Annotated in this window: 20 protein-coding genes; 9 read left to right on the forward strand and 11 right to left on the reverse strand. The window is 74.7% G+C overall.

What is annotated here, in order from left to right:
• The first annotated feature begins 230 nt into the window (after positions 1 to 230).
• Complete coding sequence (locus AB0910_RS20990; RefSeq protein ID WP_366746117.1) at positions 231 to 1,127, forward strand: TIGR03619 family F420-dependent LLM class oxidoreductase; 897 nt, start codon at positions 231 to 233, stop codon at positions 1,125 to 1,127.
• 93 nt (positions 1,128 to 1,220) lie between these two features.
• Here AB0910_RS20990 and AB0910_RS20995 read toward each other — a convergent pair whose 3' ends face one another.
• The 4 genes from AB0910_RS20995 to AB0910_RS21010 form a co-directional block, all read right to left on the reverse strand.
• A complete protein-coding gene (locus AB0910_RS20995; RefSeq protein WP_366746118.1) occupies positions 1,221 to 1,499 on the reverse strand; it encodes a hypothetical protein in 279 nt (92 codons plus the stop codon).
• Between the two features lie 58 nt (positions 1,500 to 1,557).
• On the reverse strand, positions 1,558 to 3,669 hold the full coding sequence (gene malQ, locus AB0910_RS21000; RefSeq protein ID WP_366746119.1) for a 4-alpha-glucanotransferase: 2,112 nt from the start codon (positions 3,667 to 3,669) through the stop codon (positions 1,558 to 1,560).
• A complete protein-coding gene (locus AB0910_RS21005) occupies positions 3,670 to 3,870 on the reverse strand; it encodes a hypothetical protein (RefSeq protein WP_345652686.1) in 201 nt (66 codons plus the stop codon).
• Positions 3,871 to 4,192: 322 nt separating this feature from the next.
• Positions 4,193 to 4,729 carry an HNH endonuclease gene (locus AB0910_RS21010; protein WP_366746120.1) on the reverse strand — a complete coding sequence of 179 codons (537 nt, stop codon included), beginning with the start codon at positions 4,727 to 4,729 and terminating at the stop codon, positions 4,193 to 4,195.
• Between the two features lie 311 nt (positions 4,730 to 5,040).
• Here AB0910_RS21010 and AB0910_RS21015 point away from each other — a divergent pair, with 311 nt between their 5' ends.
• The 7 genes from AB0910_RS21015 to AB0910_RS21045 all read left to right on the forward strand — a co-directional run bounded on the left by AB0910_RS21015 (position 5,041) and on the right by AB0910_RS21045 (position 13,076).
• Positions 5,041 to 6,018, forward strand: coding sequence for a mechanosensitive ion channel family protein (locus AB0910_RS21015; RefSeq protein ID WP_366746213.1), 978 nt, complete (start codon positions 5,041 to 5,043; stop codon positions 6,016 to 6,018).
• A gap of 221 nt (positions 6,019 to 6,239) precedes the next feature.
• Complete coding sequence (locus tag AB0910_RS21020) at positions 6,240 to 7,376, forward strand: ROK family transcriptional regulator (protein WP_366746214.1); 1,137 nt, start codon at positions 6,240 to 6,242, stop codon at positions 7,374 to 7,376.
• Positions 7,377 to 7,553: 177 nt separating this feature from the next.
• Positions 7,554 to 8,897, forward strand: coding sequence for an ABC transporter substrate-binding protein (locus AB0910_RS21025; RefSeq protein ID WP_366746121.1), 1,344 nt, complete (start codon positions 7,554 to 7,556; stop codon positions 8,895 to 8,897).
• Positions 8,898 to 8,907: 10 nt separating this feature from the next.
• Positions 8,908 to 9,906, forward strand: a complete 999-nt coding sequence (locus AB0910_RS21030) for a sugar ABC transporter permease (RefSeq protein WP_366746122.1) — start codon at positions 8,908 to 8,910, stop codon at positions 9,904 to 9,906.
• A 3-nt stretch (positions 9,907 to 9,909) separates the two neighbouring features.
• The gene (locus AB0910_RS21035) at positions 9,910 to 10,812 is read left to right on the forward strand and encodes a carbohydrate ABC transporter permease (RefSeq protein WP_366746123.1); all 903 of its coding nucleotides are present in this window, start codon (positions 9,910 to 9,912) and stop codon (positions 10,810 to 10,812) included.
• A gap of 6 nt (positions 10,813 to 10,818) precedes the next feature.
• Positions 10,819 to 12,084 (forward strand): 6-phospho-beta-glucosidase, encoded by a 1,266-nt coding sequence (locus AB0910_RS21040; RefSeq protein ID WP_366746124.1) that lies wholly within the window; start codon positions 10,819 to 10,821, stop codon positions 12,082 to 12,084.
• Complete coding sequence (locus AB0910_RS21045) at positions 12,081 to 13,076, forward strand: BadF/BadG/BcrA/BcrD ATPase family protein (RefSeq protein ID WP_366746125.1); 996 nt, start codon at positions 12,081 to 12,083, stop codon at positions 13,074 to 13,076. Before AB0910_RS21040 ends, AB0910_RS21045 begins: the two co-directional genes overlap by 4 nt.
• An 80-nt stretch (positions 13,077 to 13,156) precedes the next feature.
• Here AB0910_RS21045 and AB0910_RS21050 read toward each other — a convergent pair whose 3' ends face one another.
• Positions 13,157 to 13,561, reverse strand: a complete 405-nt coding sequence (locus tag AB0910_RS21050; RefSeq protein ID WP_366746126.1) for a globin — start codon at positions 13,559 to 13,561, stop codon at positions 13,157 to 13,159.
• Between the two features lie 159 nt (positions 13,562 to 13,720).
• On the opposite strand from AB0910_RS21050, the gene AB0910_RS21055 reads away from it, so the two are divergent.
• Positions 13,721 to 14,653 (forward strand): methyltransferase domain-containing protein, encoded by a 933-nt coding sequence (locus AB0910_RS21055; protein ID WP_366746215.1) that lies wholly within the window; start codon positions 13,721 to 13,723, stop codon positions 14,651 to 14,653.
• A gap of 12 nt (positions 14,654 to 14,665) precedes the next feature.
• Here the strand turns inward: AB0910_RS21055 and AB0910_RS21060 are convergent, their stop codons facing one another.
• The 6 genes from AB0910_RS21060 to AB0910_RS21085 form a co-directional block, all read right to left on the reverse strand.
• Positions 14,666 to 15,949: an FHA domain-containing protein gene (locus AB0910_RS21060; RefSeq protein ID WP_366746127.1), complete on the reverse strand. Its 1,284-nt coding sequence runs from the start codon at positions 15,947 to 15,949 to the stop codon at positions 14,666 to 14,668.
• 106 nt (positions 15,950 to 16,055) lie between these two features.
• Complete coding sequence (locus AB0910_RS21065) at positions 16,056 to 17,378, reverse strand: VWA domain-containing protein (RefSeq protein ID WP_366746128.1); 1,323 nt, start codon at positions 17,376 to 17,378, stop codon at positions 16,056 to 16,058.
• 369 nt (positions 17,379 to 17,747) lie between these two features.
• Positions 17,748 to 19,142 carry a protein phosphatase 2C domain-containing protein gene (locus AB0910_RS21070; RefSeq protein ID WP_366746129.1) on the reverse strand — a complete coding sequence of 465 codons (1,395 nt, stop codon included), beginning with the start codon at positions 19,140 to 19,142 and terminating at the stop codon, positions 17,748 to 17,750.
• 3 nt (positions 19,143 to 19,145) lie between these two features.
• Positions 19,146 to 21,944, reverse strand: a complete 2,799-nt coding sequence (locus tag AB0910_RS21075; protein WP_366746130.1) for a tetratricopeptide repeat protein — start codon at positions 21,942 to 21,944, stop codon at positions 19,146 to 19,148.
• Positions 21,941 to 23,314: a hypothetical protein gene (locus tag AB0910_RS21080; protein WP_366746131.1), complete on the reverse strand. Its 1,374-nt coding sequence runs from the start codon at positions 23,312 to 23,314 to the stop codon at positions 21,941 to 21,943. Before AB0910_RS21080 ends, AB0910_RS21075 begins: the two co-directional genes overlap by 4 nt.
• Before the next feature lie 74 nt (positions 23,315 to 23,388).
• Complete coding sequence (locus AB0910_RS21085) at positions 23,389 to 24,573, reverse strand: transporter substrate-binding domain-containing protein (protein ID WP_366746132.1); 1,185 nt, start codon at positions 24,571 to 24,573, stop codon at positions 23,389 to 23,391.
• Between the last annotated feature and the right edge of the window lie 3 nt (positions 24,574 to 24,576).

Raw genomic sequence — 24,576 nt, forward strand, 5'->3', positions numbered from 1 at the left:
CGGTGGTTGCGGTGGGTGTGGCCCGCATGGTGCAGGAAGACGCCGGGTGTCCTCGCGTACTGGTCGAGTATCGCCGTCGCCTGTGTCCGGTCGAGCGGGCGGGGCCGGTGCCGTCTGCGCCGGGGGCGCCCGGCGCGCGGGACGCGTACTGGAGGCGGCGGGCGCGCGGACGTAGCGTGCTGCGCGGCAGCCGCGGCGCCCTGGCAGCGGCCCGTCGAGAGGAGAGTCCGGTGCGCATCGGTTTCACGCTCCCCCAGTTCGGGGCGATGGCCCGGCAGTCGGGCGAGGTGGCGCGGTTCGCCGCGGAGGCGGAGCGGCTCGGGGCGGCGAGCCTGTGGGTCGGCGACCGGCTGCTCGCGCCGGTCGAGCCGTCCGTGGGGTACGCGGGCACGGACACGATCCCGGAGAACTTCCGGGCCGTGCTCGACCCGTTCGCGCTGATGGCGGTCGCGGCGTCCGCGACCCGTACGGCGCTGATCGGCAGCAATGTGCTCAACGCGCCCTGGTATCAGCCCGCGCTGCTGGCGCGCCAGCTCACCACGGTCGACGCGCTCAGCGGCGGCCGCCTGCTGCCCGGCTTCGGGATCGGCTGGTCGCCCGAGGAGTACGCGGCCGCCGGGGTGCCGATGCGGGAGCGCGGGGCGCGCCTCGACGAGTGCCTCGACGCGCTGGAGGCGTGGTGGGGGCCGAGCCCCGCCGCGTACGAGGGGCGGTACGTGACGGTGCCCGCGACCCATGTGGAGCTGCGGCCGGCGCAGCGGCCGCATCCGCCGGTGCACCTCGGCGGCTACTCCCCCGCGGCTCTCGACCGCACGGCCCGCAGGGCGGCCGGGTGGCTGCCGGTGGCGGCGCCGGGGCGCGCGGAGTTCGACCCCGCGTCCGTGACGGTGCCCTTCGGCCGGGTCAGGGAGCTGGCGGCCGGGTACGGCAGGGACCCGGAGGAGCTGGGCGTGGTGCTGCGGGTCTACCCGCAGGGCGGCGCGGGCCTCGACGCGGCGCTGGGGGCGCTGCGGACCGCGGAGCGCGCGGCGGGCGTGGAGCACGCGTTCGTGGAGCTGATGAACGTGGCGGACGGCGTCGACGCGGCCCTCGAATGCGTGGAGCGGGTCCTGCGCGCGGCGGCCTGAGGCACGCGACGGCGGCCCGAGGCCCGGCGTCCGGCCGGGGCGGGACGCACGGAACCGGCCGCGCGGCGGCGGCCGGTTCCGACGGGGGGGGCGTCAGACGCCCGCCTTGGCCTTCTTCTTGGGCTTGACCACCGCGGTGGGCGCGTCCGTCTTGCGGGACTTGTCCAGCAGCATGACAAGCCCGGCGATGACGGCGAACAGCGCCAGCGGGCACAGCACGAAGAGGCCGACCGTCTGGATCACGCTCAGACCGGGGCCCGGGTCGTCACCGTCGTCCCGGGTGAGGGCCAGCGCCGGGGACGACATCAGCAGCATCATCAGCGTCGTACCGGCCGCGACGGCGCCGGCGCGCAGAGCGTTCTTCTTGTCCACGGTGCCAACGTAGCGAACGCCCGCGGAGCGCGCGCGGCCGGGGTGCCGTACGCGCCGTTCAGCGCGGCCGCACTCCCTCCATCAGGCGACGCAGGCGCGGCGAGGCGGCGAGTTGTTCGAGGGTCACGGGGCGGCCGGCCGCGTCCGCGACCGGCAGCCGCCAGTTGGGGTACTGGTCCCAGGTGCCCGGCAGGTTCTGCGGGCGGCGGTCGCCGACCGCGTCGGGCAGCCAGATGCCCACCATCCGCGCGGGCGTGGCCAGCAGGAAGCGGTGGACCGCGCGGATCTCCTCCTCCTCGTCCCGCGCGCCGCCGTCCGCCGCGCCGGCGGGCAGCAGGCCGAGCCGTACGAGGTCCCGCAGCCAGGCGGCCACCTCGGCGCGGTCGTCGGCGAGTTCCTGTTCGAGCGGCCGGGTCAGCAGGCCGAGGCGGTGGCGCAGGGCGACGTGCTCGCCGGTGAGGCGGGCCGCGGTGGACGGCAGGTCGTGGGTGGTGGCCGTGGCCACGCACCCGGGCCGCCACTCCGCGGGGTCGAGCGGCGGCTGCCCCGCGCGGTCCCAGTGGCGCTCGAACCACAGGACGGACGTGCCGAGCACGCCGTGCAGCGCGAGCCGCTCCCGTACGCCGGGCTCGACCGTGCCGAGGTCCTCGCCGACGACGGCGGCGCCCGCGCGGTGCGCTTCGAGCACGAGGACGGCGAGCATCGCCTCGGCGTCGTAGCGCACATAGGTGCCGCGGGTCGGGTCGCCGCCCGCCGGGATCCACCAGAGCCTGAACAGGCCCATCACATGGTCGATGCGCAGCGCCCCCGCGTGCCGCAGCAGGCCGCGCAGCAGGCCGCGGTAGGCGGCGTAGCCGGTGGCGGCGAGCGCGTCGGGCCGCCAGGGCGGCAGCCCCCAGTCCTGGCCGAGGGAGTTGAAGGCGTCGGGCGGCGCGCCCACGGACATGCCCGCCGCGAACACGTCGTGCTGCGCCCAGGTGTCGGCGCCGTCCGGATGCACGCCGACGGCGAGGTCGTGCACGATGCCGACGCCCATGCCCGCCTCGCGCGCGGCGCGGCTCGCGCGGGCCAACTGCTCGTCGGTGAGCCAGGCGGCGCGGCGGTGGAACTCGACGCGGTCCGCGAGCTTCTCGCGGGCGGCCGCGGTCTGCGGCGAGCGCGGGTCGCGCAGCCCCTCGGGCCAGGCGGCGCGGTCGGTGCCGTGGGCCTCGGCGAGGGCGCACCAGGTGGCGTGGTCGTCGAGGGCCGCGCCCTGCCAGGCCCTGAAGTCCTCGTAGGCGGCGCGGCGGCCGGGCCCGAGCTCCGCGGCGCAGAGCACGTCGAGCGCCGCGCGCTTGAGCGCCCAGACGGCGTCGCGGTCGATCAGGGCGTCCGCGCCGAGCACGGCGTCGCGCAGGGCGGCGGCGCGCGCGGCGAGCGCGTCGAGGCGCTCCCGGTCGGCGCCGGCGGCGTACGCGTACTCGGGGACGTCCTCGATCCGCAGGTGGACCGGGTCGGGGAAGCGGCGCGACGAGGGGCGGTAGGGGGAGGGGTCGGTGGGGTCCCCCGGCACGGCCGCGTGCAGCGGGTTGATCTGGACGAAGCCGGCGCCGAGGCTCCGCCCGGCCCAGGACGCCAGCTCGGCGAGGTCGCCGAGGTCCCCCATGCCCCAGGAGCGCGCGGACAGCAGGGAGTAGAGCTGGACGAGGAACCCGTAGGAGCGCTCGGCGGGCTGCGGGGCGCGCGGCGGGGCGACGACGAGGGTTGCCCCGGCGCCGCGGCCGTCGGGCGCGCGGGCCGCGAGGCGGTGCACGCCGAGCGGCAGGGCGGCTGGGGCCGCAGGCGCCGCGGCCCCGGCCTCGCGCAGCCCGCCCGCGCCGTCCGCCGCCAGCTGTACCGCGCCGCCGTCCTCGAAGTCGACGGTGAGCTCGGTGTCACGCGGCAGGGCGGCGGCCCAGGCGGGGGCGGGCCCGTCCGACCAGAGCACGACGGTGGGCGGCAGCAGGCGTACGGCGGCGTCCCGCTCGGCGGCCGCGGTCGCCGCGGCCACCGCGGCGGGCGTGGACGCGTCCACCCCGAGGGCGGCGAGCACCTCGACCACGGTCGCCTCGGCGACGGGCACCTCGGTGTCGGGGGACGGGGCGTACCCCGTGGCGACGCCGTACAGCTCGGCCAGGCGGGCCAGGCCCATTCAGACTCCTGCGGGCTCCGTGCCGACGGCCGGGCCCGGCGCTGTCGGTTCGCTGGTGAGGGGGGCGGTCTCGGCGAGCGGCGGCTCGCTGGTCAGCGGGGCGGCGTCGGCGAGCGGCGGTTCGCTGGTGAGGGGGGCGGCGGACAGGTGGGCGGAGGCGGGCACTGTGCGGCTCTGCGCCGGTACGGCGGGTGCGCACAGCGCCCGCCGTTTGGAGGGCTGGCCTGCCGCTTTGGACGACTTGGCGGACGAGCGGGCGGGCTTGCGGACGACGACGGCCACGGGGTGCCTCCAGAGGGTGCGGTATCCGGACCTCGTGAGCCCTACCCAGCGGGCGCGTCCGCAGACGTGTCCTGATGGTGAAGGTGCAGCGTCTCACGCTCGCGGGGCGCGCGGCGGCACGCGGAGTGCGCCGGCGCGGCAGGGGCGCGGGCGGTGGTGGCGGGGCGCCCGGGGGCCGTGCGGCCCCATGCCTGAGGCGTACCCGGCCCTGGGCGGGGCCGGGTACGACAGTGGCCCGGTCTCAGGCGGAAACGCCGTCGATCCGGGCCATCGCTGCCTCCGCGCCGTACGGCTGCAAGTACGGCAGCCAGCGCGGATCCCTGTGGCCTGTGCCGATGATGCGCCAGGCGAGGCCGGAGGGCGGGGCGGGTTGCTGGTGCAGCCGCCAGCCGAGTTCGCGCAGATGCCGGTCGGCCTTGACGTGGTTGCAGCGGCGGCACGCGGCCACCACGTTGTCCCACGCGTGCCGGCCGCCCCTGCTGCGGGGGATGACGTGGTCGACGCTGGTTGCGACGCCACCGCAGTACATGCAGCGCCCGCCGTCGCGCGCGAACAGGGCGCGTCGGGTGAGCGGCACGGGCCCCCGGTAGGGGACCCGCACGAAGCGCTTGAGCCGGATCACGCTGGGCGCGGACACGACCCGTGTCGCGCTGTGCAGGAAGGCGCCGGATTCCTCCATGGAGATCGCCTTGTTCTCCAGGACGAGGACGAGCGCGCGGCGGAGCGGTACGACGCCGAGCGGCTCGTACGACGCGTTGAGGACCAGGACATGCGGCACGGATGCCTCCTATAACGCCGGCGACGCGTGGCTCGCGCCGGGACGATCTGCTCTCAGTCTCTCCTCATGCCTGGCCGGAACGCCACTACGACCGGGTAACGGGCGCACCGTGTTTTCGACCACAGGCCATTCCTTCCCGCGTGAGCCGTGTCTCTCCCCTCCCGTGCGGGAGGGGGGCGGCCCCGGTCGGCCGTTAGTGTGGGGGACCCCGCCGCCCGGCGTTTTCTGGAGGTTTCGTCGTGTTCTGGTCCGCGCCGACCGGCGTTCCGCTCGCCGCCCCGACCCCCGGTCCGAGCCCGACGGCCGACGGCATCGGCGAGGCCGCGCAGCGGGCGAACGACGCGGCGAGCTGGGTCGGGCAGAACTGGTCGACGTGGCTGAGCGTCGGGCTGCGCATCATCCTGATCATCCTGATCGCGCTGGTGCTGAGACATCTGGTGCGCAGGGCCCTGACCAGGCTGATCGCCCGGATGAACCGGAGCGTGCAGGCGGTCGAGGGCACCGCGCTCGGCGGCCTGCTGGTCAACGCGGAGCGGCGCAGGCAGCGCTCGGAGGCGATCGGCTCCGTGCTGCGCTCCGTCACGTCGTTCCTGATCCTCGGCACGGCGGCGCTGATGGTGCTGGGGGCGCTCAACATCAACCTGGCGCCGCTGCTCGCCTCCGCGGGGGTGGCGGGCGTGGCGCTCGGCTTCGGCGCGCGCAACCTGGTGACGGACTTCCTCTCCGGCGTCTTCATGATCCTGGAGGACCAGTACGGCGTCGGCGACACCATCGACGCGGGGGTGGCCTCGGGCGAGGTCATCGAGGTCGGGCTGCGGGTGACGAAGCTGCGCGGCGAGGGTGGCGAGATCTGGTACGTGCGCAACGGCGAGGTCAAGCGGATAGGCAACCTCAGCCAGGGGTGGGCGACCGCAGGCGTCGACGTGGCCGTGCGGCCGAGCGAGGACCTGGACCGGGTGAAGTCGGTGATCCTGGCGACCGCCGAGCAGCTGGCCAAGGAGGAGCCCTGGGCCGAGCGCCTGTGGGGTCCGATCGAGGTGCTCGGCCTCGACTCCGTGCAGCTCGACTCGATGGTGATAAGCGTCTCGGCGAAGACGATGCCGGGGAAGTCGTTCGGGGTGGAGCGCGAGCTGCGCTGGCGCATCAAGCGGGCGTTCGACGCGGCCGGTATCCGCCTCGTGGGCGGCACCGCGCCGGCTGCGGCCCAGGAGGCCGCGCCCGCGGCGGCCGAGAGCGCCGCGGGGCCCGCGGAGTCCGCGGCCGCGCCGCCGCCGGCCGGCCCGCAGTAACCGCTGGTCCGGAGCGCGCGGCCGCTGCGTAACGCTTTGGTTGCCGCGGGAAAAGCTGATGGTTTGGGGTATTGACGTCACCCTTACGTGGGTCATACGTTCCTCGCAACCGATTAGGAAACCTTCCTAACAGTGATCGGTTCAACCATCAGTCGAGGAAACAGGGTCCGGGCGTGAGCACGACGACACCTTCTCCGGGCACTCCCCGGGTGCTGCGGGCGATGAACGACCGCGCCGCGCTCGACCTGCTCGTCGCGCACGGCCCGCTGACCAGGACCAGGATCGGCGAGCTGACGGGCCTGTCCAAGCCCACCGCCTCCCAGCTGCTGAACCGCCTGGAGGCCGCGGGCCTGGTGCGCACCACCGGCCGGGTCAGCGGCCGCCCCGGGCCCAACGCGGCCCTGTACGAGATCGAGCCGACCGCGGCGCACGTCGCCGCGCTCGCCGTGGGGCACACCGGCATCAGCGCCCAGGTGGCCGACATCACCGGCACCGTGGTCGGCGCCAGCAGGGTCGAGGCCGAGGCCGTCGCGGAGGACGTGCGCGGCAGGACGGCCCAGCTGGTCGCCGAGGCCGTGGACGGCGCGCTCGCCGAGGCCGGGCTCGGCCACGGCGACCTGCACTGCGCGGTGATCGGCACCCCCGGCTCGCTGGACCGCGCCACCGGCGAGCTGCGGTACGCGCCGCACCTGCCGGGCTGGCACTCCCGCACCCTCCTCGGCGACCTCGCCGAGGTGCTCGGCACGCCCGTCGTCATCGAGAACGACGTGAACCTCGCCGCGCTCGCCGAACAGGACGAGGGCGCCGCCCAGGACTTCGACGACTACGTGCTGACCTGGCTCGACCGGGGCGTCGGCGCGGCGATCGTGCTCGGCGGCACCCTGCTGCGCGGCGCCACGGGCGGCGCAGGCGAGATCGGCTACATGCCCCTGCCCGGCGCCCCGCTGGCCCGTGGCGGCTCGGCGGCCTGGGCCGAGGACGACGCGGGCGGCGGCTTCCAGAGCCAGGTTTCCGCCGTCGCCGTGCGGGCGCTCGCGGGCGGCGCGCCGCTGGCCGAAGCGCTCGCCGACCCCGCGGTGCTGAAGACCGTCGCCGAGCGCCTCGCCACCGGCATCGCCGCCGTCGTCGCCGTGGTCGACCCCGAACTCGTCGTGCTCTCCGGCTCCGTCGCCCAGGCGGGCGGCGAGGCCCTGCGCGCGGCGGTGCACGAAGAACTGTCCGGGCTCGCACTGCCGAGACCCCTGCTGCGGATCAGTGACATCGACGGCGACCCGATCCTGACGGGGGCGCTGCGCACGGCGCTCCACCAGGCACGGGACGCCGTCTTCGACACGAGCCGCTTCGACACCGCGCGGTAGGCCCCGCGCCCCGCCCGACCCGGCGCGGCAGGCCCGCGCCCCCAACGACAGCCGCCCGACGCGCCCTCCACGGGGCCGCCGGCGGTCCCCGCCGCCCCCACGGCCGCGCACTGTGCCGACAGGCCCCGTCACCGGCGCATACCTCCCGTTCACCCCTCCTCGCAAAGGAAGTCCGACATGGCAGGTTGGCGTATACGCTCCTGCGTGCCCGTGGCACTCGGCGCCGCCGCGGCACTGCTGCTCGCCGGATGCGCCAATCCGAGCACGGGCAGCGCCACCGACGATCCGAGCAAGCCGGTCACGCTGAAGTTCTGGCACGGCTGGTCGGACGCCAACGAGGTCAAGGCGATCGACGCGAGCATCGCCCGCTTCGAGAAGCTCCACCCCAACATCAAGGTGCAGTCCACCGGGAACGTCTCGGACGACACCATCAACCAGGCGCTGCGCGCGGGTGGCTCCGACACCCCCGACGTGGTGACGTCCTTCACCACGAACAACGTCGGCCAGTACTGCTCGTCCGGGATGTGGGCCGACCTCGACCCGTTCATGAAGAAGGACGGGATCGACAAGGCCAAGGTCTTCCCGAGGACCCTGCTGGACTACACCCAGTACGAGGGCGACCAGTGCGCGCTGCCGCTGCTGGCGGACGCGTACGGGCTCTACTACAACAAGGACGACTTCAAGGCGGCCGGCATCGCCTCCCCGCCGAAGACGATGTCCGAGTTCCGGGCCGACGCGGTGAAGCTGACGGTGCACGCCAAGAACGGCGCGATCACCCGCGCCGGGTTCATGCCGAACTTCCGCCTGTACCAGAACAGCCCCGACCGGATGCTGGCGCAGTGGGGCCCCACGTACTTCGACAAGCAGGGCAAGGCGCAGCTCGCCGACGACCCCAAGGTCACGCAGTTCTTCACGACGATGAACGACATCTCCTCGGCGGAGGGCGGCCATCAGAAGCTGGAGAACCTGCGGGCCGGCTTCGGCGACGAGTACTCCGACGGCAACGCCTTCCTCCAGGGCAGGCTCGCGATGCACATGGACGGCGAGTGGCGCGGCCTGATGCTCAAGGACGCGGGCGCGAAGTTCCACTGGGGCGTGGCGCCGCTGCCGGTCCCCGACGACCAGGCCGACACCTACGGGCGCGGCTACCTGACCGGCACCGTCACCGGCATCGCGCACAGCAGCACGCACCAGAACGCGGCGTGGGAGCTGGTGAAGTTCCTGACGACCGACACCGACCAGGTGGTGGACTTCGCCAACGACATCCACAACGTGCCGTCGACCAACGCCGCGCTGGCCTCCCCGAAGCTGACGCCCGACCCGAACTTCCGGGCGTTCATCAAGATCGCGCAGAACAAGTACAGCTCCGCGATCCCGCCGTCCGAGAACGGCGGCATGTACATCACCTCCTTCCAGGACTTCTCGTACTCCGAGGAGGAGGGCGGCGTGAAGAACCTCCACGCGGGTCTGAAGAAGCTCGACCGGCAGATCGACGCCGACAACCTCCAGTCGGAGAGCTGAGGAGCAGGACATGGCAGTCTCCCTCCCGTCCGCGTCCGGCGCGTCCGCGCGGACCGGCACCGGCGGCCGGCCGGACACGGCACTGCGGCGCAAGCGCACGAAGCACCGGCTCAAGGTGCTCGGCTTCCTCTCGCCCTGGCTGATCGGCTTCTCCGTCTTCTTCGGATATCCGCTGATCGCGACCGTCTACTTCTCGTTCATGCACTACAACCAGATCGAGCAGCCGTCCTTCGTGGGCCTGCGCAACTGGAAGTACGTGCTCACGCAGATGCCGCTGTTCGGCCCCGCCCTGTGGAACACCCTCTGGCTGGTCGTCGTGATGGTGGCGCTGCGGGTCGTGTTCGGCCTCGGCATCGGCCTGCTCATCACCAAGATCAAGACGGGGGTCGGGTTCTTCCGCACCGCCTTCTACCTGCCGTACCTCGCGCCGCCCGTCGCCGCGACCGTCGCCTTCGTCTTCCTGCTCAACCCGTCGACAGGACCGGTCGACCGGGTGCTCGGCCTGGTCGGCATCCACGGCCCCACCTGGTTCAACGACCCGGCCTGGGCGAAGCCCTCGCTGGTGCTGCTCGGCCTGTGGGGCGTCGGCGACCTGATGGTGATCTTCATGGCCTCACTGCTCGACGTGCCGCGCGAGCAGTACGAGGCGGCCGACCTCGACGGCGCGGGCGCCTGGTCCAAGTTCCGCTACGTGACCTGGCCTTCGATCACCCCGATCGTGCTGTTCGCCGTGGTCACGGGCGTCGTGCAGACGATGCAGTACTACACGCAGGCCCTCGTCGCCGGGAAGATCGCCTCCGGCGTCTCGATCGGCCCTGGCTCGGTCGTCCAGCCCGGCTACCCCGACCACTCCACGCTGACCGTGCCCCAGCTCGTCTACCAGCTGGGCTTCCAGAACTTCAACACCGGCGCCGCGTGTGTGCTCTCGCTGGTGCTGTTCGTCATCGCGATGGCCGTGACCCTGCTCCTGATGCGCAAGAACGCGGGCCTGATCCCGGCGGAGGACTGAGAGATGACCACCACCACACTGAACCCGCCGCGCACCGCGCCCGCACGCGGCGCCGACCCGGGCGGCGCCACCGCGCACCGCCGCAAGAAGGTCCTGCACTGGATCGGCGTGCACGCGCTGGCGATCGCCGCCGCGCTGTTCTTCGTCCTGCCGTTCGTGTTCGTCTTCCTCACCTCGGTCATGAGCGACCAGCAGGCCCTCACCAGCGACCTGTGGCCGCGCTCCTGGCACTGGTCGAACTACGCGACGGTGTGGAACACCCCCGGCTTCCTCGGCTGGTGGAAGAACTCCCTGCTGTACGCGGTCCTCGGCACGGCCTTCACGGTGCTGTCGTCCACGCCCGTCGCCTACGCGCTCGCCAAGTTCCGCTTCAAGGGCCGCAGGATGGCGATGGTCCTCGTCATCTCGACGATGATGCTGCCGCCGCAGGTCATCGTGATCCCCATGTACCTGGTGTGGGCGCAGCAGTTCCACCTGTCGGGCTCGCTGTGGCCGCTGATCATCCCGATGGCGTTCGGCGACGCGTACTCGATCTTCCTGCTGCGGCAGTTCCTGCTGACCATCCCCAACGAGTACATCGAGTCGGCGAAGGTCGACGGCTGCGGCGAACTGCGCACGCTGCTGCGGGTGGTGGTGCCGATGGCGAAGCCCGGCATCGCGGCCGTCGCGCTGTTCCAGTTCTTCTACTGCTGGAACGACTACTTCGGCCCGCAGATCTACGCCTCCCAGAACCCCGGCGCCTGGACCCTCAGCTACGGCCTGGAATCCTTCAAGAGCGCCCACAGCGTCAACTGGAACATCACGATGGCCGCGACCCTGCTCGTCATGGCCCCCGTCATCGTCGTGTTCTTCTTCGCACAGAAGGCCTTCGTCGAAGGCGTCACCCTCACCGGAGTAAAGGGCTAGGGAACCATGAAGCTCGCAGTGGTAGGCGGAGGCTCCACCTACACACCTGAACTCATCGACGGATTCGCGCGGTTGAGGGACACCCTGCCGATCGGGGAGCTGGTGCTCGTCGACCCGGCGGCCGACCGCCTCGACCTGGTGGGCGGGCTCGCCCGCCGCATCTTCGCCAAGCAGGGCCACCCGGGCCGCATCACCACGACGGACGACCTGGACGCGGGCGTGGACGGCGCCGACGCCGTCCTGCTCCAGCTGCGCGTCGGCGGCCAGGCCGCCCGCAACCAGGACGAGACCTGGCCGCTGACCTGCGGCTGCGTCGGCCAGGAGACCACCGGCGCCGGCGGGCTCGCGAAGGCGCTGCGCACGGTGCCCGTGGTGCTCGACATCGCGGAGCGGGTGCGCCGCAGCAACCCGGACGCGTGGATCATCGACTTCACCAACCCGGTCGGCATCGTGACCCGCGCGCTGCTCCAGGCGGGCCACAAGGCCGTCGGTCTGTGCAACGTCGCCATCGGCTTCCAGCGCAAGTTCGCCGGGCACCTGGGCGTCTCGCCGTCCGAGGTGCACCTGGAGCACATCGGCCTCAACCACCTCACCTGGGAGCGCGCGGTGCGCCTCGGCGGCCCCGGGGGCGAGGACGTGCTGCCGAAGCTGCTCGCCGAGCACGGCGCCGCGATCGCGGACGACCTGCACATGCCGCGCGCCGTGATCGAGCGGCTCGGCGTCGTCCCCTCGTACTACCTGCGCTACTACTACGCGCACGACGAGGTGGTGCGCGAACTGCGCACCAAGCCGTCGCGCGCCTCCGAGGTGGCGGCGATGGAGAAGCAGCTCCTCGGGATGTACGGGGACCCCGCGCTGGACGAGAAGCCCGCACTGCTCGCCAAGCGCGGCGGCGCGTACTACTCGGAGGCGGCCGTGGACCTCGCGGCGTCGCTGTTGCGCGGCCGGGGGAGCGCGGTGCAGGTCGTCAACACCCACAACCGCGGCACGCTGCCGTTCCTGCCGGACGACGCGGTGATCGAGGTGCAGGCCGAGATCACCGCAGAGGGCGCGCGGCCGCTGCCGGTCCCGCCCGTCGAGCCGCTGTACGCGGGCCTGATCGCGCACGCCACGGCGTACGAGGACCTGGCGCTCGACGCCGCGCTGCGCGGCGGCCGCGACCGGGTCTACGACGCGCTGCTCGCCAACCCGCTCGTCGGGCAGTTCGCGTACGCGGAGAAGCTCACCGACGAGCTGATCGCCCACAACCGGGAGCACCTGGCGTGGGCATGAGCGACACGTCCCCGCCGGCCGTCCTCGCGGTCGACGCGGGGAACAGCAAGACCGACGTGGCCGTCGTCGGCGCCGACGGGTCGGTGCTCGGCGCGGCGCGCGGCGGCGGCTTCCAGCCGCCGGTCGTCGGCGTACGGGCGGCCATCGACACCCTCGCGGTGGCGGTGGCCGCCGCCGCGGCGGACGCGGGGCTGCCCGCCTCCGGCGTGGCGGGGCACATGTCGGCGTGCCTCGCCAACGCCGATCTCCCCGTGGAGGAGGAGCAGTTGGCCGCGGCGATCCAGGAGCGCGGCTGGAGCGCCACCACCGACGTGCGCAACGACACCTTCGCGATCCTGCGGGCGGGGCTGCCGAGCGGCGACGCGCCGCGCGGCGTCGCCGTGGTGTGCGGCGCCGGCATCAACTGCGTGGGCATGCGGCCCGACGGCCGCACGGCGCGCTTCCCCGCGATCGGCCAGATCTCCGGCGACTGGGGCGGCGGCAGCGGCCTCGCGCTCGCGGCGCTGTGGCACGCGGCGCGCGCGGAGGACGGCAGGGGCGGCCCCACCGAGCTGGCCCGTACGCTCCCCGCCCACTTCGGCCTCGCCACGATGTACGAGCTGATCGAGGCGCTGCACCTGGGGCGCATCGAGGGCGCGCGCCGGCACGAGCTGACGCCCGTGCTGTTCGCGACGGCCGCCGCGGGCGACGCGGTCGCCGTCTCGCTGGTGGACCGGCTGGCCGAGGAGGTCGTGGTGATGGCGGCCGTGGCGCTCGGCAGGCTCGACCTGCTGGACGAGCCGGCGCCCGTGCTGCTCGGCGGCGGGGTGCTCGCCGCCCGCCACCCGCGGCTCGACGCCCGGATCGCCGAACTGCTCGCCGAACGCGCGCCGAAGGCGGTCATCGACGTGGTGAAGGCCCCGCCCGTGCTGGGTGCGGGGCTGCTCGGCCTCGACCACGTCGGCGCGCCCGCCGCCGCGCACGCACGCCTCGCGGCGCACTACGCGCGCTGAGGCGCGCGGCCCGAAGACCCGGGCCCCGGTCGCAGCCCCGAGGCGCGGCCGGGGCCCGGCCATGTTCCCTGCGGCGGGCCTCAGCCCGGGGTGTTGACCATCGACTGGGCGGCGAACGTGAAGTACTGCCAGAGCTGCTGCGCGTGCTCGTCCGAGAGGCCGAGCTCGTCGACCGCGACCCGCATCCTGGCGAGCCAGGCGTCGCGGGCGGCGCTGTCCACCGGGAACGGCGCGTGCCGCATCCGCAGCCGGGGGTGGCCGCGGCGCTCGCTGTAGGTGCGCGGGCCGCCCCAGTACTGGATCAGGAACAGCCGGAAGCGCTCCTCTGCGGGCCCGAGGTCCTCCTCCGGGTACATGGGCCGCAGCAGCGGGTCCTCCGCCACCCCCTCGTAGAAGCGGTGCACGAGGCGGCGGAAGGTCTCCTCGCCGCCCACCTGCTCGTAGAACGTCTGCTCGCTCACCGTGCCGCGCCTGATCTCTGTCACCTCTCCATGGTCGCAGACGGCAGGTCCCAGGGCCCTGGTCCTAGGACCGCCCCCGGGGGCGCGCGCTCGCTCGCCGCCGCGCGCTCCAGGGCCGACAGTGGAGGGGTGGCGGGAACGGGATACGACGAGGAGGCGCACGCCGCGCAGGCGCGGGCGGCGATGGTGCGCGGCATGGCCGCGGCCGGGGCGCTGCCCGACCCCGCGTGGCGCGCCGCCTTCGCGGCGGTGCCGCGCCACCTGTTCGTGCCGTACTACTACGTCGAGGGCAGCGGCGGGAGCAGGCGGCTGTGGTCGGGAGACCGGGACCCGGAGGCCAGGTGGCGCTGGCTGAACGGCGCGTACGCCGACACCGCGCTCGGCACGCGGATGCGCGACGGGCGGCTGATCTCGTCGAGCAGCCAGCCGTCGCTGATGGCGCTGATGCTCACCGCGCTCGACGTGCGCGAAGGCGACCGGGTGCTGGAGATCGGCGCGGGCACCGGCTACAACGCGGCGCTGCTCGCCCACCGGCTCGGCGGCGACCTGGTCACCACCGTCGACCTGGATCCGGAGATCACCGAGTCCGCGCGCAACCACCTGGCGGCGGCCGGGTACCGGCCCGCCGTCGTCACAGGCGACGGCGCACGCGGCTGCCGGGAGCGCGCGCCGTTCGACGGGATCCTGGCGACCTGCGCGCTGCCGTCCGTGCCGCGCGCCTGGGTCGGCCAGGCCGCGCCCGGCGCCCGGATCGTCGCGCCGCTCGCCACAGGACTCGTGCGCCTGCGGGTCGCGGACACGCCCGAAGGGCGGGTGGCCCGGGGGCCGTTCCTCGCGACCTCGGCGTTCTTCGTGGCGCTGCGGGGCGCGCCTGCGGCGGGGGACCTGGCGGAGCGTGCCGAGGGCCTGCCGCGGCACGCCCTCTCGAACGACCTGTTCCGCTTCCTGCTCGCGCTGAGCGCCGGGGCGCTCACGCCCGAGGAGGCGTACCGGCTGTGGCGCCACGAGCACCGGCCGCGCAGGGACCGCTACGGCGTCACCGTCACCGAAAGGGGCCAGTGGGCCTGGCTCGACGACCCCCGCGGACCGCACGTCTGGCCGCTGCCCGAGGTCTGAGCGCGCGGCACGTCAGTCCCGGACGATCCTGAGGGTCGTCCAGGCGCCGACGTGCACCCGGTCGCCCTCGTTCAGGGGGACCGGCACATAGGGCTGTATGGGCTCCTCGCCGCCGTTGAGGGTGGTGCCGTTGGTCGAGTTCTGGTCGACCACGGCCCAGCCGCCGTCCGGCTGCTGGACGAGGATCGCGTGCTGGTGCGAGACGCCCGGGTCCTCGGGCGGCACCGCGAGGTCGATGTCGGGCGACTCGCCCGTGGAGTGCCTGCGGCGGCCGATGGTGACCTGGTTGCCGGTGAGCGGCATGTGCTGCTCCGGCGAGTACGCGGGCAGGTTGAGGCCCGCCGCCTCGGGGCCGCTGCGGTGCATCATCGCCATGAAGTACTCGCGGTCGGGCCCGATCACCACGGCCCACCTGACCGGTGCCGCGTATCCGGGCTGCTGCGGCACGGAGCCCTCGCGCGCGTCCTGCCCAGGAGCCTGGTGCTCCATACCGGGCGGCGGCGGGAACGGCCGGTCCAGCGAGGGCGGCGGCAGCATCCAGTCGTCGTCCGCCGCCGGCGGCGCGGACGGCCGGGGCGCGCCGCCGTCGAAGGACGGCGGTGCGGGCGGCGGCGGCGTGGGCGGCCAGTCGTCGCCCGTACGGCCGGGGGCCTGCGGGAGCGGCCAGTCGTCGTCGGCGGGGCGGCCGGGGGTCTGCGCGGGCGGCCAGTCGTCGCCCGTGCGGCCGGGGGCCTGCGGGGGCGACACCCGCTCGAAGCGCGGCGGGCGGGGCGGCGGAGCGCCCCAGCCGTCGTCGGGGCCGCCGGGCCGCTCGCCCGAGGGGCCGGGTCCCGGCGCGGGCTCGGAGAGCAGGGGCTCGGCGGGCCGGTTGATCTGCGAGGGCCGCGTGCCGGACGGCTCGTAGGGCGGTCCCGGCGGTCTCGTGCCGTACGGCGGCTCGTGCGGGCCGCCCTGCGGGGGCGGGCCCTGCTGCGGCGCCTGGCCGGGCGGCGGGGTCTGGAAGCCGGGCGGCAGCGTGACGCCCGGGCCCTGGCCGGGGGTGGTGCGCGGCGCGAGCGGCGTGTACGAGGTCGCGGTGTTGGTGAGGAAGTTCCAGCGGCACTCCTCGCAGTACGGCGCGTTGGCCTCGCGCGGCGTGCGGCACTGCGGGCAGAGCTCGGGCGCCGCCGCGGGCGGCGGGTAGCCGTAGGCGGGTGGCGCCGAGGGGGGTGGTACCGCGGCGCCGCCCATGCGATGGCCGCAGACCTCGCACCAGTCGTCGGAGCCCGACTGATGTCCGTTGGGGCAGGTCGGCATGGCTGCGCTTCCCCCTCTCTCCACCGGCCTCGTGGCCGTCGCTCTGTCGTGCGTGCGGTGTGCTCGGCCGCGGCGTGCGGCCTCCCCCTGCGGCTCCCCCGCCGGGCTACTTCTTGACCCGTACGGTCTTGGTGGAGCGCGTCTCCAGGGTCATCTCGTCCGCTTCCGTAACCTTCGCCTTCAGTCGCACAGTACCCGTCGCGGCATCGACCACGTCCACCACCTTCGAAAGCAATTTCGCCGTATCGGCGTTTCCCGACGACTCCGCGAGCTGCACGGCGCGGCCGAGTTTCGCCGTGGCGCGGTCGAAATCTCCCGCTTTGCGCGCGTCCAGGCCCTGTTGGATCGCCTGGGCCAGCTCGGCCTGGCCCGTGTAGTGCGCGACCTGCGGATTGATCGCCGTGGACGCCGCCATGTCGTCCGTCCACACCGCGCGCACCAGGCCCTGGGAGAGGACCTCGGGGGCCGCGCCGGGCGCCGCAGGCAGCACGAGGGAGACCCGGGCCGCCAGCATCTCCCGGCCGACCGCGGCCTCCGGCACCTCTACACAGACGTGGTAATCACGAGATTCGTCACCCCAGGACCCGGTCGGGTAGTCGCCGGAGCGCGGCCCCGACTCGGTGCGCCTGCCGGTCAGGTCCTCCACGGCCGGCGCGACCTGCTTGACGAAGCGGACCCGCGCGCCCATCGGCGTCCACAGCCGCAGCGCGACGTCCGCGACCTCCTTGCCCATCGCGGTCTCCATCATCTGCGTGAAGTCCGCGGCGAGCCGGCCCGGGTCGGCGACGATGTCGGCGGTGCCGAGCAGCGCGGAGGCGACCGCGGTGACCTCCTTGACCTCCCAGTCGGTGCCGACGCCCCGCGCGTCGCAGGTGAAGCGGCCCGTACAGGCGTCGAGCGCAGCACGCAGGTCCTTCGGGGACTCGTGCTCGTTGCGGCCGTCGGTGAGCAGGATGCCGTGGCGGATCGGCACGTCGGCGGTGGCGAGCAGCCGGTCGGCGAGCCGGAGCCAGCTGCCGATGGCGGTGCCGCCCGCCGCGCTGAGCGAGCGCAGCGCGTAGGTGGCGCGCGAGCGGGTCTCCGCGTCGGCGACGGCGAGCCGGCCGCCCCCGGGGTAGACCTCCTTGGCGACGTGGGTGCCGGCGACGACGGCGAAGGAGACGCCGTCGCGCAGGGTCGCGACCGCGGCGGCGGTCGCCTCGCGGGCGTTGCGCATCTTCGCCGACGGGTAGTCCATGGAGCCCGAGCAGTCCACCATGATCACCACGGCCGCTTCGGAGCCGCGGCCCGACGGGCCGCCGCTTGTGCCGCCGCCGGTGGCGGTCACCGTGGCGATCGCGTTGACCTCGCGGGCACCCTCGGGGAGGTACTCGTTCTGGTACACGTCGACTCTGAACTGCGGCGCGTTCGGCTTGGAGAAGTTCGCCATGGGTCGGCTCCTCGGCACTGGGCCCGCTGGGGCGCAATCGGTGGGATCGGGCGTGGGTCTGGTGGAGTGGGGCGGGGGCGCGTCCGGGGGGAGACGGTGTCGGTCGTACGGGTCGGCCGGGTACTTGCCGTGTCGGTGCTGGCGTCGGTCTCTCGTGTGGTGCCGGTCGTGTCGGTCGCGTCGCCTGCGCTGTTCACGCTGGTCGCGCTGTTCCTGTCGGTTGCGTCGGTCGTGCCGGGGCGCGGCGGCGGACGGCTGCGCGGTCCCGCCCGCCGGGGGGGTGGGCGCGGCCGTGCCGGGCGCCGGCGGCGATGCCGTACGGGCCGCGCGGCGGCGCCGGACCAAAGGGCGGAGATCGGGGCGGAGCGGTCAGGTCGCGGCGCAGGCGGATTCTGCCCCCGCCACCGGCGGGGCGAACGGCAGGACCGCCACTGTTACGTTGTCGTGGCCCCCGCCGTCGAGGGCGTGTCCGACCAGGACACGCGCCGCGTGCAGGGGCCTGGCCGAGGCGTCCGCGGGCACGGCGCGGGCCATCTCCTCCACGCCTTCCGCGTAGTTCCACAGCCCGTCCGTGCAGACGACGACGGTGCCCGGCCGGTCCGGCTTGAACGAGACGGTGTGCGGCTCCAGTTCGTACGCGTCCGCGCCGAGCCAGCCGGTGATGGCGTGCGCCCGCTCGTCGGCGTACGCCTCCGCCTCGCTCATCAGCCCGGCGGCCACCATCTGCGCGGCCCAGGAGTCGTCCTCGGTGAGCCGCGCCGCCGGACCCGTACGGTCGTCGGGCACCCAGTACGCGCGGCTGTCGCCGACCCAGCCGACCGCCAGCAGGCCGCCGAGCGCGACCGCGCCGACGATGGTGCAGGCAGGCGCGTTCCTGACGGGCCCCGGCTCCCCCGCGGCTGAGACGCTGCCGACCAGGTCGTCGACGGCCTGCGCAGCGGTGACGATCGCCTCGTGCATGGCCTGCTGCGGGTGGGTGCCGCGCGGCAGGGCCGCGAGCAGCGCGGCCTCGGCGGCCGACGACGCCGCGGCCGAGGCCTCGTCGGGCCGCGCGGCCGAGGAGACGCCGTCGCAGACCACGGCGATCACCGCGGGGGTGCCGTCGCCCGCCGCCGCCGTGGACACGGCGAACGCGTCCTCGTTGCGGTGGTGGCGCAGCCCGCGGTCGCTGACCGCGGCGACGGCCCCGAGGTCGCGCTCGACGTGGTCGCGCTCGCGGGGCTGGGCGTGCCCGCAGTTCTCGCAGTAGCCGTCGCTGTCGACCCGGCCCGCCCTGCACGCCACGCAGAGCGCCTCGCCCGGCTGCGGCGACCCGCCAGGTCCTGCGGCGCGCGGGTCCTGCGGCAGGTCGGCGCGCACGGCAGCCGGGTCGGCGGCGTGCGCTTCCCGCACGGGCCCCGCCGGGGCCTCGGGCCGCCCGCCGGCCGGGGCGCCCCCGCCGGGCGAGGGGAGCACGAAGTCGCCGCTCTCGGCGGAGAGCCTGGCGCCGTGCGAGTCGACGCCCGGCAGGTCGCCCGGGTGCTGGGTGCTGACGGAGGCGTCCGGCCCGCCGCCCGCCTGGGCCTGGGGCCAGGAGACCGGGGCCGGGCCCGCGCCGCCGCCCGGCTCCGCCGGCGCGCGGCCCTGCGCCTCGTCGGGCAGCGGCGCCGACGTCAGGTCGTACCCGCAGGCGCCGCAGAACAGGTCGCCCGGCTCCACCGGTTCACGGCAGGCGGGGTTGGGGCAGGGCGAGGTGCTGACGTCCCGCTGGTGCTTCTGCGCCATCTTTCACACCCACGTCCTGGGGCGGAAACGGTTGGCCCGCTCCACCAGTTCGATCCTCTCCTCGCCGCGCTGGGCGAGCCGGGCGAGTGCCCGGTACGAGCGTTCGAGGCCGAAGCGCAGGCCCCGCTCGTCGAGACTGCTGCCGAGGAGGGTCGCCGCCGTGTCGGGCCGCGCGCCCCGGCCCCCGGAGATTACCCAGTCGAGGGCCGTGCCGAGTACCTCGGCCGACAACTGCTCCCTGCGCACCGCGTCGAGCCCGAGCTGCCGCAGCGCCTCCACCTGCCCGGCCCCCGCGGTCAGATCGGGCAGCAGCGGCTCGGCCGCGATCCTTCTGCGCAGCCGCGCCCTAACGGCCGCGACCCGCGCCGCCGTGTAGTGGATGGACGCCTCGGGCACCGACTCCAGGGTCGCCACGGCGCCGTCCCTGTCCCCCGCCGACAGCTGCACCCGGGCGAGCCCGAACGCGGCGCTCACATAGCTCGGGTCCGTCGCCCATACGAGTCGGTAGTACTCCGCCGCGTTGTCGAGCTGGCCGAGCACCTCGGCGCACAGGCCGAGCGCCAGCTTCGGCGCGGGCTCGCCGGGGAAAGCGTCGTAGACCGCGTCGAAGGCGAGCGCGGCGGTGGCGTGGTCGCCGGTCGCCAGCGCCATCAGGCCCCGGTACCAGACGACGCGCCAGGCGTCGGGGTGGCGGGACTCCACCGCCCCGAGCGCGGCGCCCGCCGCGGCGGTGTCGCCGTGCTCCAGATGGGCGCGCACCTCCCGCAGCCGCACCTCCGTCGCGTCGCCCGAGGTCTGCCGCTTCGCCACGTCGAGCGCGGCGATCAGCTCGCCGTACGCGGACGTGGCGAGCAGGCCCGCGATGAACCCGGCGTCCGGGTCGCCAGGGTCGACCCGGGGCACGGGCAGGGCGAGGACGGTCGCCCGCACGTCGAGGGGGACGAGCCGCAGCGCCTCGGCGACCGCGCCGCGCGCGCCGCCCCGCGCCTCGCCCGCGTACGGCGCGGGCAGCGGGCCGCGCTGCGCGGGCACGCCGGGACCCGCCCCTGCGGGCGGCAGCGCCGCGATCGCGGGGTCCGCCCACGCGACGCCCGAGGACCCGGCGTGCGCGGCCGGTGCGGGGGCCTGCGCCCGGGCCGCCCTGCGGGCCCTGCGGGAGACCGCGCTGCGGGCGCCGAGCAGCGACACGTCGTCCTTGAGCTCGGCGAACAGCCGGGTGTCCGCGACCCGCACCTCGGGCCCGAACAGCGTGGACAGCGCGGGCCTCGGCCGGCCCGTCTGGAGCGCGACGACCTCCCGCAGCACCCCGGTCAACTGCTCGGCCATCTCCTCCGCCGAGGAGAACCTGCGGGCCGGGTCGGGGTCGGTGGCGCGGACCAGCAGCCGGTAGAAGGACTCGTAGCGCCGGAACACCTCGATGTGCTCGGGGTCGGGCAGCGAGTCCGCGAACACGTTGGTGTAGCCCTGGAAGTCGAACGTGAGCACGGCGAGCGTGCGCGCGACCGTGTACAGGTCGGAGGCGACGGACGGGCCGACCTCGGCGACCTCGGGCGCCTGGTAGCCGACGGTGCCGTAGATCGCGGACTCGTCGTCGTCCATCCGCCGCACCGCGCCCATGTCTATGAGCTTGAGCTGGTCCTCGGTCTGGAGGGCGTTGTCGACCTTGAAGTCGCAGTAGAGCAGGTGGCGGCTGTGCAGGTGGCCGAGGGCGCCGAGCGCCTCGATGCCGTACGCGCACGCCTGCTCGACCGGCAGCGGGTCGCGGCGGCCGGTCTCGGGGGAGCGCCGGTCGTTGGCGATCTCCTTGAGGGACTTGCCGCCGACGTACTCCATGACGATGTAGCCGTCGAGCGAGCCCGTGCGCGGATCGAGGTGCTCGACGAAGTTGTAGATGCGGACGATGTTGGAGTGCTCGATCTCGGCGAGGAACCTGCGCTCGGACATGGCGGCCGCCATCGCGTCGGCGTCGCCCGTGTCGAGCAGGCCCTTGAGCACCACCCAGCGGCCGTCGACCGCCCGGTCGACGGCGAGGTAGATCCAGCCGAGGCCGCCGTGCGCGAGGCACCCGGCGATCTCGTACTGGCCGTGCACGACGTCGCCCGCGCGCAGCTTCGGCACGAACGAGTACGGGTGGCCGCACTTGGTGCAGAACCCCTCGGTGCGGCCGGGCCGCCCGCCGCGCGAACGGCCCACCGGCGCGCCGCAGTCGGAGCGCGAGCAGAACCGCTTCCGCTCGGGGACCTCGGCGTGCTCCATGACGGCGTCGCGCGGGTCGGGCCTGGGCACCGCGGGCACGGCGACGAGGCCGGCGCCGAGCCCGCCGCGGCCCGACACGGCGCCCGAGCTGCCCGAGCTGAGCACGGAGAGCGACCTGGCCGAGGCCTCGCCCGTGAGCCCCCGGGAGAGCCGCCCAGAGACCGACCTGTGCGAGGTCGCCGACCGGGACGAGGAGCCGCTGCCCGCGGACCCGGGCGAACCGGTCGAACCGGCCGAACCGGTCGGTCCGGTGGGCCTGGTGGGTCCGCCGGACCCTGCGGATCCGGAAGCGCCCGCCGATCCGGCCGCCGGCGGCCCCGCGGGTCCTGCCTGTCCCGCCGTGGGACCGCCCGCCGTGGGGCCGCCCGCGCCTGCGGCGGCGAGGCCGGTCGGCGGGGAGGAGAGGGCGCCCGTGGGCGAGACGACGGGCGCGAGGCCGCAGATGTCGCAGTAGAGCTCGCCCCCGCCCACGTCCTCGTACGCGCCGTCGCAGTCAGGCCGCTGGCACGGTACCCGCGCCGCGCCTCCCGTCTCCCCCGTCGTCATCCCCGCTGCCCCCGTCCGTCGCGTTCCCCGTCGTGCCCGTACTGCTCGGCGGGCCCCCGCTGGCCCGGCACCTGCCCGGGCGCCTGGCCCGCCGCCCGGCCCCGCGCCTGTTCCGCGAGGTCGGCGGCGAGGTGCTGGTAGCGCAGCACCGCCTGCTCGGCCACCCGCAGGTCGCAGGGCGCGCTCCACAGCATCCTGCGGGCGGCGTCGTACCGCTCGGCGAGCAGCGTGTCCTCCGCGAGGCCGAGCCGCGCCACCTTCGCCCGGTACGCGTCGAGCCGGCCGCGCAGCTCGGCGCGGACCGCGAGCGGCGCGGTGACCGCGGTCAACGACTCACGGGCCCGCAGCAGTTCGTCCTCCGCGTCCCGTTCGAGCGCCTCCAGCAGGGGCGAGAGCCTGTGCCACTGCGCGTTCCTGCGGTACCCGGCGGCCGTCGAGAGGCGCTCGTGCAGCACCGAGGAGGGCCCGCTGACCGCGGGCACCTCCGTCGCCGCGATCTTGGCGAGCACCTCGCCGCGGGCCGCGCGCGCCTCGGTGAGCGTGCGGTCCGCGCGCGAGATGACGTCGCGCAGCCGCAGCAGCCGCTCCTCGGAGTCCTTGCGGACTTCGAGCACCGCCTCGATCTCGCGCCGCACGTCTTCCAGGGCGCGGGCCGCCCGGTCGTAGCGCCGGGTGTCGGGCGTGCCGCCACCGGGCGCCGAACTGCCCTGCGCGGGACGCCAGTACGCGAGCGGGTCGGACACCACCTCGGCGCGCAGCGCGGTGAGCTCGTCGGTGATCTCCGCGAGGTCGTCGCCCGCCGGGTGCTCGCCCGGGCGCACCCCGACGGAGTGCGCGAGGGAGCGGGTGCGGCGCAGCTCGGCCGCGAGCAGGTCGATCCGCGCGGGCAGCGCCGACCACACCGCGTCCGCCGCCACGATCAGGTCGAGTGACGCGGCGTACAGCTCGTTCATCCGGTCGACCAGGCGGGCGAGCGTGAAGTGCTCGGCGAGCCTGCCGCCCGTGCCGCCGACCGTGACGGAGGGGCCGCGCAGCCGCTCCGTGAGCTCCGCCAGGTCGTCCCTGCCGGGCCAGCGGCGCCTGGCGCGCAGCGCGGCCGCCTCGTCGAGCGCCTTGGTGTAGGCGTCGTAGTACGTCCACAGCACGGTGATCGACTGCTCGGTCGCCGCCCAGCGGGTCTTGGTGATGCCGGTGAGCTCCGCGCCTTCGAGCAGCCTGCGGCCCGCGTGGTCCTGGAGGGAGAGCAGTGAGGTCTCTATCGCCTCGTGCTCGGCGTGCAGGCGAGCGAGGGCACGGTCCGCCTCGTCCCGGTCGAACACCGGTCCCGGCGATGTCCCCGAAGGGTCGGGGAAGGGGCCCGTGGCGCCCATCGATCACCTCTCCGCTCGTGGTGCTGGGTGGTTCGCGCGCTTCCGGCGCCGGCCGGCCGCGCTGCCCGCCCGGGTCAGTGCCCGGCCAGGTAGAGGGGGGCGGGCGGTCCCGCCGAGGGGCCGAGCTCCGCCTTCAGCCACTTGTCGTACGACCTGCGCCAGGGGCTCGCTGCCCCACCGGAACGGTACTGCTCCAGTACGGAGTTGACGCGGGCGACCAGGTCGTCGGCGCCGGGCTTCGCCGCGACGCCGTAGTACTCCGTGGTGAAGGGCTTCCTGCCCTTCAGCTCGACCGCGGGGTCCTGCGCGGCCTGCGCGGCGGCCAGCGCGTTGTCGGTGATGACCGCGTCGACCAGGCCGAGTTGCAGCCGTACCAGGCAGTCGAGCTGGTTGGCGACGCTGAGGTCGTCGGTGTCGACGTGGTGCGGGTTGTAGCCCTTGCCGTTGGACCTGTCCCAGAAGACGACGTGGTACGGGTCGGCCTTCTCCAGCTCCTGCACGGCCGTCGAACCGGTCGCCGTGCACACGCGCCTGCCGCTGAGCGAGCTGTTGTAGCCGGTGATGCCCGAGTCGTCCTTGGGCGCCAGCACCTGCTGGCCCGCGGTGAAGTAGGCCGTGGAGAACTCGGCCTGGTCCAGGCGGTTGCAGGCGATCGTCATGGTGCGCACGACGAGGTCGACGGAGCCGTTGGCGAGGGCGGTGGTGCGCTCCGCCGTGGACACCGGTTTGAAGGTGACGGCGTCGGCGTCCCCGAAGATGTTCTTCGCTATGGCGTGCGCCAGGTCGATGTCGAACCCCTCGAACTGGTCGGTCGCCGGGTTCAGATAGCCCCACCGGTAGCTGTTCTGGTCGACGCCGACGACGAGTTTGCGGTCGTCGCCCTTGCGCGCGAGCATCGCGTCGATGGTCGGCCCCCCTGCCTTGGACGCCGGGACGCTGGCCTGGGCCGGCTGCCCGGTGCTCGGGCACGTCTCCTCCTGGGAGGGCGCGGCGGGCTCGGTGCTCGCTGTGGCCTGCCGGGCGCCGCCGGGGCCGTGCGGCGCGGTGGGGGGCGCCTGCGGCTCGGCCTGGGCCTGCGACGGATCCGCCGCCGTGTGCGGGGCCCCGCGCCGGGCCGTGTGCTGTGCCTCGTGCCGGGTCTCGTGCCGGGTCTCGTGCTGCACGAGGGGGACGGCGACGAGCGCGGCGGTCACGGCGCAGGCGGCGCCGACCGCGGTGAGGCGGCCCCTCGCACGGGACCTGCCGGACGCGGAACCCATGGT

The sequence above is a fragment of the Streptomyces sp. NPDC047002 genome (assembly GCF_040704505.1).
Lineage (GTDB): Bacteria > Actinomycetota > Actinomycetes > Streptomycetales > Streptomycetaceae > Streptomyces.